The organism is Skermanella aerolata KACC 11604, from assembly GCF_000936425.1.
Taxonomy (GTDB): domain Bacteria; phylum Pseudomonadota; class Alphaproteobacteria; order Azospirillales; family Azospirillaceae; genus Skermanella; species Skermanella aerolata.
On record NZ_AVFK01000003.1, the window covers coordinates 156,569 to 172,715 of the forward strand.

Annotated in this window: 16 protein-coding genes; 15 read left to right on the top strand and 1 reads right to left on the bottom strand. The window is 64.5% G+C overall.

Annotated elements, in window-relative coordinates; genetic code table 11:
• Positions 1–150: 150 nt before the first annotated feature.
• From urtA to N826_RS05975, 8 genes are all read left to right on the top strand, one after another.
• Entirely contained in the window at positions 151–1,410 is a 1,260-nt protein-coding gene (gene urtA, locus N826_RS05940) for an urea ABC transporter substrate-binding protein (RefSeq protein ID WP_044426643.1), read from the top strand.
• Between the two features lie 89 nt (positions 1,411–1,499).
• A complete protein-coding gene (gene urtB / locus N826_RS05945; protein ID WP_044426645.1) occupies positions 1,500–2,426 on the top strand; it encodes an urea ABC transporter permease subunit UrtB in 927 nt (308 codons plus the stop codon).
• A gap of 10 nt (positions 2,427–2,436) precedes the next feature.
• Positions 2,437–3,588 carry an urea ABC transporter permease subunit UrtC gene (urtC, locus tag N826_RS05950; protein WP_044426646.1) on the top strand — a complete coding sequence of 384 codons (1,152 nt, stop codon included), beginning with the start codon at positions 2,437–2,439 and terminating at the stop codon, positions 3,586–3,588.
• Positions 3,589–3,591: 3 nt separating this feature from the next.
• Positions 3,592–4,338 (top strand): urea ABC transporter ATP-binding protein UrtD, encoded by a 747-nt coding sequence (gene urtD / locus N826_RS05955; RefSeq protein ID WP_044426648.1) that lies wholly within the window; start codon positions 3,592–3,594, stop codon positions 4,336–4,338.
• A gap of 14 nt (positions 4,339–4,352) precedes the next feature.
• Positions 4,353–5,042 (top strand): urea ABC transporter ATP-binding subunit UrtE, encoded by a 690-nt coding sequence (gene urtE, locus N826_RS05960; RefSeq protein WP_044426650.1) that lies wholly within the window; start codon positions 4,353–4,355, stop codon positions 5,040–5,042.
• A 74-nt stretch (positions 5,043–5,116) separates the two neighbouring features.
• Positions 5,117–6,346: a formamidase gene (gene fmdA, locus N826_RS05965; protein WP_044426651.1), complete on the top strand. Its 1,230-nt coding sequence runs from the start codon at positions 5,117–5,119 to the stop codon at positions 6,344–6,346.
• A 24-nt stretch (positions 6,347–6,370) separates the two neighbouring features.
• Positions 6,371–6,715, top strand: a complete 345-nt coding sequence (locus N826_RS05970; protein ID WP_044426652.1) for an FmdB family zinc ribbon protein — start codon at positions 6,371–6,373, stop codon at positions 6,713–6,715.
• A gap of 128 nt (positions 6,716–6,843) precedes the next feature.
• Positions 6,844–7,839 (top strand): MDR family oxidoreductase, encoded by a 996-nt coding sequence (locus N826_RS05975; protein WP_044426653.1) that lies wholly within the window; start codon positions 6,844–6,846, stop codon positions 7,837–7,839.
• Between the two features lie 327 nt (positions 7,840–8,166).
• On the opposite strand, the gene N826_RS05980 is transcribed toward N826_RS05975, so the two are convergent.
• Positions 8,167–8,421 carry a helix-turn-helix domain-containing protein gene (locus tag N826_RS05980; RefSeq protein ID WP_052830869.1) on the bottom strand — a complete coding sequence of 85 codons (255 nt, stop codon included), beginning with the start codon at positions 8,419–8,421 and terminating at the stop codon, positions 8,167–8,169.
• A 384-nt stretch (positions 8,422–8,805) separates the two neighbouring features.
• Between N826_RS05980 and N826_RS05985 the strand changes: the two genes are divergently transcribed.
• The 7 genes from N826_RS05985 to N826_RS06010 all read left to right on the top strand — a co-directional run bounded on the left by N826_RS05985 (position 8,806) and on the right by N826_RS06010 (position 16,142).
• On the top strand, positions 8,806–10,227 hold the full coding sequence (locus tag N826_RS05985) for an SLC13 family permease (protein ID WP_044426654.1): 1,422 nt from the start codon (positions 8,806–8,808) through the stop codon (positions 10,225–10,227).
• A gap of 217 nt (positions 10,228–10,444) precedes the next feature.
• On the top strand, positions 10,445–11,185 hold the full coding sequence (locus N826_RS05990; protein WP_044426655.1) for an SDR family NAD(P)-dependent oxidoreductase: 741 nt from the start codon (positions 10,445–10,447) through the stop codon (positions 11,183–11,185).
• A gap of 134 nt (positions 11,186–11,319) precedes the next feature.
• Positions 11,320–11,451 (top strand): hypothetical protein, encoded by a 132-nt coding sequence (locus N826_RS45675; protein WP_280178437.1) that lies wholly within the window; start codon positions 11,320–11,322, stop codon positions 11,449–11,451.
• 21 nt (positions 11,452–11,472) lie between these two features.
• Positions 11,473–12,561, top strand: coding sequence for an alpha/beta fold hydrolase (locus N826_RS05995; RefSeq protein ID WP_211099218.1), 1,089 nt, complete (start codon positions 11,473–11,475; stop codon positions 12,559–12,561).
• A gap of 78 nt (positions 12,562–12,639) precedes the next feature.
• Positions 12,640–13,332, top strand: a complete 693-nt coding sequence (locus tag N826_RS06000) for a TetR/AcrR family transcriptional regulator (protein WP_044426883.1) — start codon at positions 12,640–12,642, stop codon at positions 13,330–13,332.
• Between the two features lie 283 nt (positions 13,333–13,615).
• Positions 13,616–15,055 carry an aldehyde dehydrogenase family protein gene (locus N826_RS06005; RefSeq protein WP_044426657.1) on the top strand — a complete coding sequence of 480 codons (1,440 nt, stop codon included), beginning with the start codon at positions 13,616–13,618 and terminating at the stop codon, positions 15,053–15,055.
• A gap of 70 nt (positions 15,056–15,125) precedes the next feature.
• Positions 15,126–16,142 carry a TRAP transporter substrate-binding protein gene (locus N826_RS06010; protein ID WP_044426659.1) on the top strand — a complete coding sequence of 339 codons (1,017 nt, stop codon included), beginning with the start codon at positions 15,126–15,128 and terminating at the stop codon, positions 16,140–16,142.
• The last annotated feature ends 5 nt before the right edge of the window (positions 16,143–16,147 follow it).

Sequence of the window (16,147 nt, forward strand, 5' to 3'; positions counted from 1 at the left end):
CCCCGATCCGTGGCAGATTGAAGAGCGTCGTTCACGGTAAACCCGCTCATGAATACCAGCATATACGTCAATTGCCGTATTGCTGCATCGCGGTATCCCCCGGAACCTTTGCGCCTGCCTGATGCCAATCAATATGGACGAGGAGGTTGCATGTCTTCCGATAACCACCAGAACGGTCTACCCTCCGCTCTCCGCCGCAAGCTCCTGATGGGCATGGCGGCACTTCCCGCGGCGGCCCTGCTGCCCAAGGCGGCATTCGCCCAGGCGCCGGCGACGTCGGCGGTCAACACGACCGGCCTCGCCGTGACCGACACCACCGTCCGGGTCGGCATCCTCCATTCCGTCACCGGAACCATGGCGATCAGCGAGACCGGCTCGGTGCAGGCGGAGAAGCTGGCGATCTCGCAGATCAACGAGATGGGCGGCGTGCTCGGCCGGAAGATCGAGTTCATCCAGGAGGACGGCGCCAGCGACTGGCCGAACTTTGCCGAGAAGGCCAAGAAACTGCTGGTCAACGACAAGGCCGCCGCCGTCTTCGGCTGCTGGACCTCGGCATCGCGCAAGGCGGTGCTGCCTGTCTTCGAGCAGTATAACGGCATGCTGTATTACCCGACCTTCTACGAAGGCCTGGAGCAGTCCAAGAACGTGATCTACACGGGGCAGGAAGCGACGCAGCAGATCCTCTCCGGCATCGACTGGGTCGTGAAGGAGAAAAAGGCCAAGAGCTTCTATCTGCTCGGCTCCGATTACATCTGGCCGCGCACTTCCAACAAGATCGCCCGCAAGCACATCGAGAAGAACAGCCTCAAGGTCGTCGGCGAGGAGTATTTCCCGCTGGGCCACACCCAGTTCAACTCGGTCATCAACAAGATCAAGCTGACCAAGCCCGACGTGATCTACGCGATCATCGTCGGCGGCTCCAACGTCGCCTTCTACAAGCAGATGAAGGCGGCCGGCATCGACTTGTCCAAGCAGACGCTGGTGACGATTTCGGTCACGGAAGACGAGATCCTCGGCATCGGCGGCGAGAACATCGCCGGGGCCTATGCCTGCATGAAGTACTTCCAGTCGCTCGACAACCCCAACAACAAGGACTTCGTCGCCGCCTTCAAGAAGATGTGGGGCGAGAACATCGTGATCGGCGACGTGACCCAGGCGGCGTATCTGGGTCCCTGGCTATGGAAGCTGACGGTCGAGAAGGCGGGGAGCTTCGACATCGACAAGGTGGCGGCGGCCTCCCCCGGCATCGAGTTCGGCAAGGCCCCCGAAGGCTATGTCCGCATCCACGAGAACCATCACCTCTGGAGCAAGACCCGAGTCGGCAAGGCCAAGCTGGATGGCCAGTACGAGGTGATCTACGAGACGGCCGACCTGATGGAGCCGGACCCGTTCCCCAAGGGCTATCAGTGATCGAAAACCCGTAGGCCGGGCGGAGCGCCGCGGCGTCCGCGGCGCTCCGCCCGGCAATCGACGGAAGATACCCTCCAGGAGAGCGATCCATGTTCGAAGGCTACACGCTGGCCGAACTCGGCTCCATTTTCGCCATGCAGGGGTTCGCCGGGCTGATCCTGTTCTCCGTCTTCGTGCTGATGGCGCTTGGCCTTGCGATCATCTTCGGCCAGATGGGCGTCATCAACATGGCGCACGGGGAATTCATGATCCTCGGGGCCTACATCACCTACTTCACGTCTAACTTCTTCCTGAACTACCTGCCGGCCCTGTTCAGCGTTTACTTCTTCGTCGCCATGATCCTGGCGTTCGTCGGCGCCGGCGCTCTCGGCATGCTGGTGGAATGGGGCATGATCCGCCACCTCTACCGCAGGCCGCTGGACACGCTGCTGGCGACCTGGGGCCTCAGCCTGATGCTTCAGCAGTTCTACCGCTCCGTCTTCGGCGCGCGTGAAGTCGGGGTCGAACTGCCGCAATGGCTGATCGGTTCGCTGCCCGTGACCGACGTGATCGAGGTTCCGATCAACGGCCTGTTCGTCATGGCCCTGACGCTCCTGATCACGGTGGCGGTGGCCGTGCTGATGTACCGCTCGCGCTGGGGCAAGCAGGTCCGGGCGGTGATGCAGAATCGGGTGATGGCCGGGGCCGTCGGCATCGATACCGAGAAGGTCGACCGCTACACCTTCGGCATCGGCTGCGGCATCGCCGGGGTCGCCGGCAGCGCCTTCACGATGGTCGGCTCGACCGGCCCGACCTCCGGCCAGCTCTATATCGTCGATACCTTCCTAGTGGTGGTGTTCGGCGGCGCGCAGAGCCTGCTCGGCACGATCGCCTCGGCTTTCGTGATCTCGCAGGCCCAGTCCACCATGGAATTCTTCCTCAGCGGATCGATGGCGAAGGTGCTGACCCTGCTGGCGGTCGTCGGAATTCTCATGCTGCGGCCGCAGGGCCTGTTCGTCCTCAAGGTACGGCGGTGAGGAACAATCCATGAGAAGCGGCAACATCTTCCTCAAGCGCAACGAAGTCGTCTTCGTCGTGATCCTGTCGGCCCTCCTGCTCGTCGTCTTTCCCATGGCGCTCGACAGTTTCCGGCTGAACCTGGTCGGCAAATACCTGACCTACGCCTTCGTGGCGCTCGGCCTCGTGCTGTGCTGGGGCAACGCCGGCATCCTGAGCCTGGGGCAGGGGATCTTCTTCGGTCTCGGTGGCTACGGCATGGCGATGTTCCTGAAGCTGGAGGCATCCAGCCCGGAGCACACCGCGATCCAGTCCACTCCCGGCATCCCCGACTTCATGGACTGGAACCAGATCACCGAACTGCCGGCCTTCTGGTTGCCGTTCCACAGCCTGACCCTGACTATCGTGGCGATCCTGGTGGTGCCCGCCGTCTTCGCCTGGATCATCGGCGTCGCGATGTTCAAGCGGCGGGTCGGCGGGGTCTATTTCGCGATCATCACCCAGGCCATCGCCGCGATCCTGACGATCCTGATCGTCGGCCAGCAAGGCTACACCGGCGGCATCAACGGCATTACCGACCTGCGCACTCTGAAGGGCTGGGACATCCGCACCGACTTCGCCAAGGAGGTGCTGTATTTCGTCAACGTCGCCCTGCTGCTTGGCTGCCTGCTGCTGGCCCAGTTCGTCCGCCGCTCCAAGTACGGCCGCATCCTGGTGGCGATCCGCGACAAGGAAGACCGCGTCCGCTTCTCCGGCTACGACGTCTCCAACTTCAAGATCTTCATCTTCTGCTTCGCCTCCGTCCTCGCCGCCATCGGCGGCGCGATGTTCACCCTCCAGGTCGGCTTCATGTCGCCCTCCTTCGTCGGGATCGTGCCGTCGATCGAGATGGTGATCTACTGCGCGGTCGGCGGCCGGCTGTCGCTGTTCGGCGCTGTTTACGGCACGCTGTTCGTCAACTACGCCAAGACGATCTTCTCCGAAAGCTTCCCGGAACTGTGGCTGTTCGCGATGGGCGCCCTGTTCATCGGCGTCGTCATGGCGTTTCCCAACGGTCTCGCTGGTCTCTGGCAGGCCTATGCCCAGCCCTGGTTCGACCGGATCGGCCAGCGCGGCGCTCCCCGGCCGATCTCCCCGGCCCCGATCTCCCCCACCGCGGCGCCCGCCGAGCGGAGGACCTGAGCCATGACCGAACCCTCCAGCTTCCTGCTGTCGGTCGAAGGGCTGACCGTATCCTTCGACGGCTTCAAGGCGGTCGAGAACCTGTCCTTCTACGTCGAGGAGAACGAGATCCGCGTCATCATCGGACCCAACGGGGCCGGCAAGACGACGGTGCTCGACCTGATCTGCGGCCGCACCCGCGCTACCGGCGGCTCCATCCGGTTCAAGGGCAAGGAGATCACCAAGCTGCGGGAGGACAAGATCGTCGCCGAGGGGATCGGCCGCAAGTTCCAGAACCCGTCGATCTACGAAGACCTCAGCGTCTTCGAGAACCTGGAAATCTCCTACCCGCGCGGCCACTCGGTGTTCGGAGCCCTCGCCTTCAAGCGGGACGCCGCCGTGCGCGACCGCATCGACGAGATCGCCGAAACCATCTTCCTTGCCGATCACCTCGACCAGCGGGCTGAGTTCCTCAGCCACGGCCAGAAGCAGTGGCTGGAGATCGGCATGCTGCTGATCCAGGACCCGCAGCTCCTGATGCTGGACGAACCGGTCGCCGGCATGAGTGTCGCCGAGCGGGCCAAGACGGCCGAACTGCTCAACCGCATCATCAAGGACCGCTCGGTGATCGTGATCGAGCACGACATGAAGTTCGTCGAGGACATCGCCCACCGGGTCACCGTCCTCCATCAGGGCAAGGTCCTGTCCGAAGGATCAATGAGCCATGTGAAGAGTGATCCCCGCGTCGTCGAAGTCTACCTTGGCCATTAGGGGAAACGCCGGAAATGCTCAACGTCTCCGACCTGCACGTCGCCTATGGGCAGAGCGAGGTCCTTCACGGCCTCGATTTCACCGTGGCCCCCAACGAGATCGTCGCGATCATGGGGCGCAACGGCATGGGCAAGACAACGCTGATGAAGTCGCTGATGGGGATCGTGCCGACCCGGAGCGGGTCGGTCGCGGTCGGCGGCGCCGACATCACCCACCTGAAAAGCCATCAGCGGGTGGCCAAGGGCGTCGGCTTCGTCCCCCAGGGCCGCATGATCTTCTCCACCATGACGGTGGAGGAGAACATCGAGACCGGACTGACGGTCTCGGGCGAGACCAAGGTGCCGCCCGACATCTACGAACTGTTCCCTGTCCTGCTCGAGATGAAGGGCCGCCGGGGCGGCAACCTGTCCGGCGGCCAGCAGCAGCAGCTCGCCATCGCTCGGGCACTCGCCAGCCGGCCCAAGGTGCTGCTGCTGGACGAACCGACCGAGGGCATCCAGCCCAGCATCATCCGCGACATGGCCCGAACCCTCAAGCGCATCCGCGACGAACGCGGCCTCAGCATCGTCGTATCGGAACAGGTGCTGAGCTTCGCGCTCGACATCGCGGACCGCGTCCTGGTGCTGGAGAACGGCAACATCGTCCAGGACCAGCCCCGCGCCGGCATCGACGAGGCACAGGTCGCCAGATACCTGTCGGTGTAGCCGGCCGGACGAACCCTTCGCCCCCTGAAACAAAAACCCCACTCGAATAAGAACTCACCGGAAGGAGACATGACATGGCGGAAACAATCATCAGGATCGATCTCGGCTCCTCGCCCTACGACAACGACATGATCCACAACCGCTGGCACCCGGATATCCCGATGGTCGCCACGGTCAAGCCGGGCGACGACTTCATCGTGGAGTGCTTCGACTGGACCGGCGGCCAGATCAAGAACGACGACAGCGCCGCCGACGTGCGCGACGTCGATCTGTCCCAGGTCCACTTCCTGTCCGGGCCGATCGGCGTCGAGGGGGCGGAGCCGGGCGACTTGCTGGTGGTCGATTTCCTCGACATCGGAGCCTTCCCGCAGAGCCAGTGGGGCTTCAACGGCTTCTTCTCCAAGAACAACGGCGGAGGTTTCCTGACCGAACACTTCCCCGAGGCGCAGAAGTCGATCTGGGACTTCGAGGGCATGTTCACCAAGTCGCGCCACGTCCCCGGCGTCCGCTTCCCCGGCCTGATCCATCCCGGCCTGATCGGCTGCCTGCCGTCGCGCGACATGCTCCAGACCTGGAACACCCGCGAAAAGGCGCTGTTCGACACCAATCCGGAACGCGTGCCCGCGCTGGCCACGCTGCCCTACGGCCCGACCGCCCATATGGGCCGCCTGAAGGGCGACGACGCGGCGGCGGCCGGGGCCGAGGGCGCCCGCACCGTGCCGCCCCGCGAGCACGGCGGCAACTGCGACATCAAGGACCTGTCGCGCGGCGCCAAGGTGTTCTTCCCCGTCTACGTGCCGGGCGCCGGCCTTTCGGTCGGTGACCTTCACTTCAGCCAGGGCGACGGCGAGATCACCTTCTGCGGCGCCATCGAGATGGCCGGCTGGATTCACATGAAGGTCGAGCTGATCAAGGGCGGCATGGCGAAGTTCGGCATCAAGAACCCGATCTTCAAGCCGAGCAAGATCAAGCCCACCTACGACGACTACCTGATCTTCGAAGGCATCTCCGTCGACGAGGGCGGCGTCCAGCACTATCTCGACGTCCACATCGCGTACCGGCAGGCCTGCCTGAACGCGATCGAATACCTGACCAAGTTCGGCTTCACCCGCGCCCAGGCCTATGCCGTCCTCGGCACGGCACCGGTCCAGGGTCACATCAGCGGCGTGGTCGATATCCCCAACGCCTGCGCGACCCTTTGGCTGCCGACCGGGATCTTCGAGTTCGACATCAATCCCGGCTCCGACGGGCCGAAGAAGTTCCTGGACGGCTTGATCGACGTGCCGCTCGCTCCCGATCTTTGACGCTCCTGAACCGAGGATCAACCGATGCCCGTCTACGACTACATGTGCGAAAGCTGCGGCGCCTTCACGGCGCTGCGGCCCATGGCGAAGTCGGCCGAGCCGTGCGGGTGCCCCGATTGCGGGGCGCCCGCCGCTCGCGCATTCCTGTCCTTCCCCAGCATCGGCGGCATGGACCCGGCCCGCCGCAACGCCTTCGAGACCAACGAGCGAAGCGCCCATGCGCCGAAGCGGTCGAGCAAGGCGGAGCGGGAAGCGGGAGCCCACGCCCCCGGCTGCTCCTGCTGTTCGGGCGGCAAGAGCAGCGCCGTCTATACCAGGGACGGGGCCAAGACTTTCCCGTCCAAGCGCCCCTGGATGATCTCCCACTGAGGACGAACTCCCGGTGAGTATCGGCCTATTTGTTTGACAAATATGCCAATGCTTCGTAGCGTGATTCCCATCGCGGCGGACCGTTGAGTCCTCCCCTGGAAATCACGCTGCTCGGAGGAAAATCCACAGTGACCGATAGCTTCAAAGCCTTTGTCATCGAGGATGCTGACGGCAAGCCGAAGGGCGGCTTCAAGCACCTGACCCTCGCCGACCTGCCCGACAACGACGTGCTGGTCGAGGTCGCCTATTCCACCGTCAACTACAAGGACGGCCTGGCGGTTTCCGGCAAGGGCCGCATCGCCCGCAAGCTGCCCATGGTCGCGGGTATCGACCTTGCCGGCACGGTGGTCGAATCCCGCTCTCCCGACTGGAAGCAGGGCGACCGGGTGATCGTCAACGGCTGGGGCCTGTCGGAAACGGTATGGGGCGGCTATGCCAAGTTCCAGCGCCTGAAGCCGGAATGGCTGACCCGCCTGCCCGACGCCTTCACCCTTGAAGAGGCGATGGGCATCGGCACCGCCGGCTACACCGCCTCCCTGTGCGTCGACGCGCTGGAGAAGTGGGGCGTCATCCAGCCCGGCGGCAAGGAAGTGCTGGTCACGGGGGCCGCCGGCGGCGTCGGCTCGGTCGCGGTGGCGCTGCTCGCCAAGCGGGGCTATCCGGTGACCGCGGCGACCGGCCGTCCGGAAACCCACGACTATCTCGGCAGCCTCGGCGCCACCAGCTTCATCGAGCGCGGCGCACTCTCCGAAAAGGGCGCGCCTTTGCAGAAGGAACGCTGGGCCGGCGGCGTCGATGCGGTCGGCGGCCAGACGCTGGTCACCGCCCTGTCGCAGACCGTCTACGGCGGCGCCATCGCCGCCTGCGGTCTGGCAGGCTCGGCCGACCTGCCGGGAACGGTGCTGCCTCACATCCTGCGCAGCGTAGCATTGCTCGGCGTCGACAGCGTGATGGCGCCGCAGCCCAAGCGCGACGCCGCCTGGACCCGCCTCGCCCGCGACCTCGACAAGGCGCACCTGAAGTCGATGTACGAAGTCCAGCCCTTCGACGCCCTGCCCGATCTGGCAACGAAGATCCTAGCCGGCCAGATCAGAGGCCGCGTGGTGGTCGACATCAACGGGTGAGTCGTCTTTCTGACGGCTGATACCAGGAGCCGACGAGGTTGACCGGCGGACGGCAAGTGTTGAGTCACGGCCAAACCTACGAAGCAGGAGCCCGTAGGTTGGGCCGTGGCCCAACAAACACTGTCCTGTCTGGAACGTTAGATGTCGGGCTGAAGAGGCCCGACCTGCGAATCTACCCTGCGTCGGCATCGGTGTTTCCTGCTGGGGCGCTTGCAGCAAGCGTCATCCGTAGGTCGGGCCTCTTCAGCCCGACATCCGTACCGGAACTCTCAGGTCAAACTTAGGGGCCGTTGGTCTCATAGCCGAGATTGTCGCTCCAGACCCTGATCATCGATCCCTCTCCCGTTGGAGATCTTCGAGTGTCTGCTGGCCGGCGTTGGCGGCGGTGAGGCGCAGATCGAGGCCGAGCACGGTCAGGATGGCCATTATCTTGTTGAAGCCGAGCTCGCGCTGGGCTCCGGTTTCCAGAGCCGTTATCGTAGCCCGGCTGGTGCGGGAGCGCTGGGCAAGCTGCGTCTGGGTCAGCCCCAGCGCCTTGCGCTCGACAGCGATCCTTTCGCCGATGCCCAGCAGATCCAGCATATAGTTGCCTCATATATCAGGCATATCAGGTCAAAACACCTTATATGACTAACATATAAGGCACTAAGGCACGGGTCAAACATAGACGCAAGGTTGGCGTCGAAAGGCTATGCCGTTCCTCCCGCAAGACCGTGCAAACTGTGCCCTGAACAGCTCAAACCCCTCCCTTCTGTATACGCCGAATGCCGTTTGTTCCGGTTTCAAGATACATGCTTGCCATAATCTGATTGGCATGCATACAATAATGCAGCAAAAGGCAAGAGCGGGCATACAAAGACTAAGCCCGGCTCATAACGGAGGGAACGTTCGATATGCAGAAGCGAGGATCTATCCCGCTCCCGGTACCCCTGTGCCGATCCGATATCGAGGGGGAGGCGCTGCGCCATGTCCCCTGAACTGATCTCGATCTATGCGCTGGCGGTGATGTTCATAATCGCCACGCTGCTGCCGATCAACATGGGCATACTGGCGTTCGTCGGTGCCTTCCTGATCGGGACGCTGGTGGCGGGGCTGGGCACCAAGGAAATCATCGCTGGTTTCCCGACCGGACTGTTCCTGACGCTGGTCGGCATCACCTACCTGTTCGCCCTGGCGCAGAACAACGGCACCATCGATTGGCTGGTCCAGCTAGCGGTCCGGGCGGTCAAGGGACATGTCGCGGCGATCCCCTGGATCATGTTCTTCATTGCCGCGGTCCTGACCTCCGTCGGCGCCGTCAGCCCGGCGGCGGTCGCGATCATCGCCCCGATAGCACTCGGCTTCGCGATCCAGCACAAGATCAGCCCTTTGCTGATGGGCCTGATGGTGATCCACGGCGCGCAGGCCGGCGGCTTTTCTCCGATCAGCATCTATGGCGGCATCACCAACGGCATCGTCGCCAAGGCGGGCCTTCCGTTGAGCGCCGTCACGACCTTCGCGGCCAGCTTCTTCGTCAACTTCGCTGTAGCGGCGCTGCTTTTCGTGCTGCTGGGCGGCCGGAAGCTGATGAGCCGCCGCGCCGTAATGGCCGGGGTTTCCGACAGCATCCCCGACGGCGTACCGGCGGGCAGCGTCGGCGCCATGTCGAACATCCGCACCATTGGCCAGTCCACGCCGCAGGGCGGCGCCCAGGTCTACGGCGATGCCGAGGCTGAGTCGCTCCGCGAGGAGCTTGAGCTTTCCATGGGCAACGCCGACAGCGTCATGGGCAAGCAGGTCGCCCGCGAAAGCGCTTTCTCCAAGCCATACCAGATGGTCACCATCGCCGGTCTGGTGCTGCTCGCCGTGCTGACGCTGGCGTTCAAGCTCGACATTGGTTTCGTCGCGATCACCATCGGCCTGGTCCTGTCGCTGATGTCGCCCAACCTCCAGAAGCGGGCGATAGGGCAGGTGTCTTGGCCGGAAATCGTGCTGATCACCGGCGTCAGCACCTATGTCGGCGTGCTGGAGGCGATGGGCACCATCGACTTCGTCGGACACAGCGTCGCCGGCATGACCTCGCCGCTGATCGCAGCCCTGCTGCTGTGCTTCATCGGGGCCGTTGTCTCGGCCTTCGCCTCATCGACGGCGGTCCTGGGATCGCTGATCCCGCTGGCCGTGCCGTTCCTTCAGGCAGATACCGGCGTCGGCGCAATCGGCTTCATCGCCGCGATGGCGGTCTCGTCGACCATCGTCGATGTCAGCCCGTTTTCGACCAATGGCGCGCTCGTCCTAGCGAATGCCCAAGGCGTCGACCGCGACCAGTTCTTCCGCCGCCTGATGGGCTACGGCGCGCTGGTGACCGTCGTGGCGCCCGTCGTCGTCTGGGGTCTCTTCGTCGTCCTTTGAGAACCGCCGGAAATATGGGAAGCGGGGGAGGCCATCAGGTCTCTCCCGCCTATCCGTGATAATCCCCCGCCGGGTTTTTGTATCGATCGCCAGATAATGTGGTTGACTTGCTCCAGCAACGCGTCTAGCTGTTTATATAATGATCGATACAGAAATAACGGGCCGATCGCGCGACCCGACCGGGATTACCGACGGTCCGTCATGGAAAGGATGAACGATGAGTGATTTGGCTGGTAAGCGCGCCCTGGTGACGGGCGCCTCGCGGGGTATCGGTGCCGCCATCGCGCTGGCGCTTGCGGAAAAGGGCGCCGATGTGGCCATCACGTATGAGCGTTCGGCCGATCGCGCGGCCGATGTCGTCCGTGCCATCGAGGAAAAGGGCAGGCGGGGTCTTGCCATACAGGCCGACAGCGCCGATCCGGCGGCGGTGAAGCGCTCGGTCGAAGAGGCGGCCGAAGGGCTCGGCGGCCTCGATATTCTCGTCAACAACGCCGGCATCGCCCGCGCGGGCACGGTGGCCGAGATGAGCCTCGCCGATATCGACGCACTCCTGAACATCAACGTGCGTGCGGTCGTGCTGGCCTCGCAGGCAGCGATCCCGCATCTCGGGCAGGGCGGCCGCATCGTCTCGATCGGATCAAGTCTGGGCGAACGGGTTCCGTTTCCGGGCGTGACGGTCTACTCCTTGACCAAATCAGCGCTGCTCGCCTTCACCCGGGGCCTTGCGCGCGAACTCGGGCCGCACGACATCACCGTGAATTTGGTGCAGCCGGGAGCGACCGACACCGATATGAATCCGGCCGATGGCGAACAGGCCGATGGGCTGCGCGCCCTGACGCCGCTCGGGCGCTACGGAAACCCACAGGATGTGGCGGCCGCCGTGACGTTCCTTGCCAGCCCTGCGGCAAGACAGATCACCGGGACGGTCGTCACCGTCGACGGCGGATTGAACGCCTGAGCGGAAGCGTTTTCCCGACTTCGGGTCGTGGGCCTGGTACTACGGCCACGGGATCGACGTCATCCCGGTCTACTCGCCCGCTCCGCTGGATGGTTGGACCAGGGCGAGTCCGGTGGCGGGCTCCTGGGGGGGCCGTGGTCAACCAGCGGCCCGATCTGTTCGCGGCCGAACTTCCCGGTGTGGGCTTGATGGACAGCGAAGAGATCGCCGACATGTGGGCCTTCGCCGCCCATCGGGCGGGGCTGGAAGCGGTACGAGGACCTTGAGGCAACCAAGGAAGAAGACGGATGATGGACGATACCACCCGCGCCGTTTGGCACCCGTCGCGGCGCGAACTTCTTAAAGCATCGGCCGTGCTTGGCCTTGGCCTGAGTATGCCGTCCGCGCTGGCGGCAGTTCCGGACCCGGCCGACCGGTTCCCGGTTCGACAGGCGCAGGTCCAGGCCAATGGGGCCGGTTTCCACGTGATCGAACAGGGGCGGGGACCGGCCGTCCTGTTCTGTCATGGCTTTCCCGATACCGCTGAGACCTGGCGCAGCCAGATGCGCGCCGTGGCCGAAGCGGGATACCGTGCGGTGGCTCTCGACATGCGGGGCTATGGCGGGAGCTATGCTCCGGCCGAGGCGAACCTCTATTCCTCCCTCCACATCGCCGGCGATCTGGTGGGTGTGCTCGATGCCCTTGGAATCCAGTCCGCCGTCCTCGTCGGGCACGACTGGGGAGCGGATCACGCGTGGCGCGCGATGCTGATGCGGCCGGATCGCTTTCGCGCGATGGTCAGCCTGAGCATCCCCTATCTGCCACGCGGCGAGATCAGCCACTGGGACAGCTTGCGCAGGCAGGGCATGGAAGGCCGCTCCTATTACTTCGACATGCTGAAGCAGGACGCCGAGGCCCGTTTTGCGCCGGCTCGAACGACGATACCGAGCGTCCTGTACTGGCTATCGGCCAGTCCGCCGCCGGAGACGCGATGGGACCCCAGCGATCCGGCCCGGCACATGCTTCGGCCCTCGCCCGTGGCCGTGCCGGACTGGGCCGATCCGGACTATGTTCGCCACACGATCCGCACCTTCGAACGAACAGGGTTTCGCGGCGGGCTGAACTACTACCGCGCACTGCAAACGACCTTCGATCTCACGCCGGCATTCAAGGGCGCCGTGATCCGGCAGCCGGCCCTTTACATCTATGGCGCGGCCGACGGCCTCAGCGGGATGTTCCATCCCACACCGCCCACGACCGAGGAGCTTCGGCGCGTCATGCCCGGCCTCGTCGACCATATCGAGCTGGAGAACACCGGCCACTGGATCCAGCACGAGGCGGCGAGCCGCGTCAACGTCGAGCTGATCAAATTTCTGGAAACCATCGGATCGCCGTAAGCATATCATCCGTGCCGGCCGACGTGAATCCGACCTGCCGCATTGCGGCGATACGCTGCTGGAGATATGTATCGTCCGATGCAGAAGTCACCGCAAAGCGAGCAAGCTGAACCGAGAAGTCCCGCACGCAGCCGCGGGCGGCCTCGCGAGTTCGATCGTCAGGCCGCTCTAGCACAGGCGACCCGTGTGTTCTGGTCCAAAGGCTACGAAGCGACGTCGATTTCCGACCTCACGAAAGCGATGGGGATCGGTTCGCCCAGCCTCTACGCGGCTTTCGGGTCGAAGGAAGCGCTGTATGCCGAGGCGCTCCAACACTATGGCCAGTGCTACGAACCGCTCTTCTGGAGCAATTTCCACTCTGCCGCCACGGCGCGCGAAGCGGTAATGTCACTGCTGCTGGACTCTGCCGCATCCATGAGCGGATGCCGCGCCGATATCCCCAACGGTTGCATGGTTGCCCTTTCGTCGGTCGGCAGCGAAGGTCACGAGCAACTCGGCGAACTGCTGCGGTCGGCGCGCGCTGTCGGACTTGAACGCATAAAGGCGCGGCTGGAGCGGGCCGTCGCGGATGGCGAAGTTCCGACGTCGGTCGATCTCAACGCACTGGCTCGCTTCGTGCAAACGGTCCAGAGCGGCATGTCGATCCTGGCGCGGGACGGTGCGAGCCGCGCCGAACTGGAGGATGTGGCGCAGGTCGCCATGATGGGCTGGGACGCTCGCGTCGGTGATCGCGCTGCGTCACGCCTCGATCGGCCGTCGGCGGGCGAGTAGTTTACAAACCGCCAGCCATCGCCACGGCTATAGCGCCATCCGCAGCCTCCCTCCCCGGCTATAGCTTATTCCGATACCTCCATACGTTATATCGTATTTCCCACGTTTTCTCGACGCGTCTATTCTCAAGACCGCCAAAGAATAAAAACGCGGTTCGGGGAGATGGGATTGGGCTGGCGCGTAGTCGCCGGCGGCACGGCTGGGCAAAGCCAGTAAAGCCGATCAAGAACTCCATCATGGCTCAGGAAATATCTCGGACCGCGCACCACGAGAGTGAGGACACATGCCTTTCGACCAGATTCTCATCAATAACAATTGGTCTTCGGGGTCGGGCGGCCAGACAATTCCGATGCTGAGCCCGAGCGACGGCAAGGAGATCTCCCGCATCGCCCGCGGCACGGCCGAGGATGTCGACAACGCCGTCCGCGCTGCCCGCCGCGCCTTCGAGGGCGCCTGGGGCCAGACGCCGGCGATGGAGCGGGGCCGCTTGCTGACCCGTCTCGGCCAGCGGATCCTGGAGAACGCCGAGGAACTGGCCCAGATCGAGGCGAGCGACACTGGCAAGCCGCTCAAGCAGGCCCGCGCCGACATCGTCAACGCCGCCCGGTATTTCGAGTTCTACGGCGGCGCCGCCGACAAGATCCACGGCGACACCATCCCGTTCCTCGACGGCTACACCGTCATGATCCTGCGCGAGCCGCGCGGCGTCACCGGCCATATCATCCCCTGGAACTACCCGGCCCAGATGTTCGGCCGCACGCTCGGCCCAAGCCTCGCCGCCGGCAACGCCGCCGTGCTCAAGCCGGCCGAGGAGGCCTGCCTGTCCTGCATCCGGCTGGCAGAGATCGCCATGGAGATCGGCTTCCCGCCCGGCACCATCAACGTCGTGACCGGCTATGGCGAGGAAGCCGGCGCGGCGCTGGCCGCCCACCCCGGCATCGACTTCCTGTCGTTCACCGGCTCGCCCGAGGTCGGCACGCTGGTCCAGAAGGCGGCCGCGGAACACCACGTTCCCTGCGTGCTGGAGCTTGGCGGCAAGTCGCCGCAGATCGTGTTCGAGGACGCCGACCAGCGGCTGGCGATCGAGAGCATCGTCAACGCCATCGTGCAGAACGCCGGCCAGACCTGCTCCGCCGGCAGCCGCGTGCTGGTGCAGCGCTCGATCTTCGACAGCTTTATCGCCGACCTCGCCCGGCGCGTCGCGGCGGTCCGCGTCGGTCCCCATGGCGACGACCTGGATTGCGGTCCCGTCATCAGCGCCAACCAGTTCGACCGCGTCCAGGGCTTCCTGGCCCAGGCCAAGTCCGACGGTGTTCCCGTCCTCGCCGAGGGCGTCATCGTCGAGGGCGCTCCCCAAGGCGGCTACTACGTCAAGCCGACGCTGTTCGGACCTGTGCCGCTGAAGCACTCGCTGGCGTGCGAGGAAGTCTTCGGGCCTGTGCTGTCCGCCATCCCGTTCGACGACGAGGCCGACGCGATCCGGATCGCCAACGGCACCGACTTCGGGCTGGTCGCCGGCATCTGGACCAAGGATGGCGCCCGCCAGCTCCGTCTGGCGCGCGCCGTGCGGGCGGGACAGGTTTTCGTCAATGCCTATGGGGCGGGCGGCGGCATCGAACTGCCGTTCGGCGGCGTCAAGAAGAGCGGCCATGGCCGCGAGAAGGGGTTCGAGGCGCTGCGCGAGTTCACCGTGGCGAAGACGGTCGTTCTCAAGCACGGCTGAGCACCCGTCAAGTCACCAGCCAAGACCAAGCAACGATAATCAACCGTAAATTCCAAGGGGAGGATCGCCCATGTTGTCCCGTCGCGCCTTGTTCGGTGCCTGCGCCTGCGCGCTCGCCTTCGCGGCCTTCAATGCCATGCCGGCAGAGGCGCGCGAGATGCGGGGCCGCTTGGGTCACGTCTTCGCCACCAACAGCCCGGTCGATCAGGCCAGCCAGGAATTCGCCCGTTTGATCAAGGAGCGATCGAACGGCGAGATCGACATCTCGGTGTTCCCCAACAGCCAGCTCGGCGGCGACGAGACGCTGGGCCGCGAGCTGGCGAGGGGTTCGCTGGAACTGGCGTTCCTCAACCCCGGCTCGCTGACCGGCCTGGACCCCCTGCTCGACATCCACTACCTGCCATACATCGTCAACGACTTCGCGCAGGCTGACAAGATCTTCTACAACGAGAACGGCATCCTCCAGAAGACGCTGCGGGAAACCCTGAGCAAGCACAAGATGGAGCCGCTGGGCTTCTTCGAGCTGGAGTTCCGCTCGGTCACCAACTCGCGCCGCGCGGTCGAGAAGATTGCCGACCTCCAGGGCCTCAAGCTGCGGGTGCCCGGCTCCGCCGGCATCAAGGGCTTCTTTGCCGCAGCAGGAGCCCAGCCGATCACGATGCCCTTCCCGGAACTGTTCACCGGCCTCCAGCAGGGCACCGTCGACGGCCAGGACAACGGTCCGAGCATCACCTACAACTCGCGCCTGTTCGAAGCGCAGAAGTTCATGACGACGACCAACCACGTCTACGCCATGGGCACCGTCGTCGCCGGCGACCGCTTCTGGAGCCGTCTCAGCGACGAGCAGCGGACCATGATCCTTGATACCGCGACGGAAGTCACCCGCAAGCAGATCGAAAACAACCGGGCGCTCAACAAGGAATTCCTCGCCAAGATCGCGGCCGGCGGCGTCGAGGTCACCGAGCTTTCGCCCGAGACCCTAAAGGAGTTCGCCGAGTTCGGCCGGGCGCAATGGGATGGCCTGGGCAAGATCTATGGCGAGGAGCGGGTCAAGCTGCTGCGCGCCGAGATCGCGGACCTGGATTGATGTCC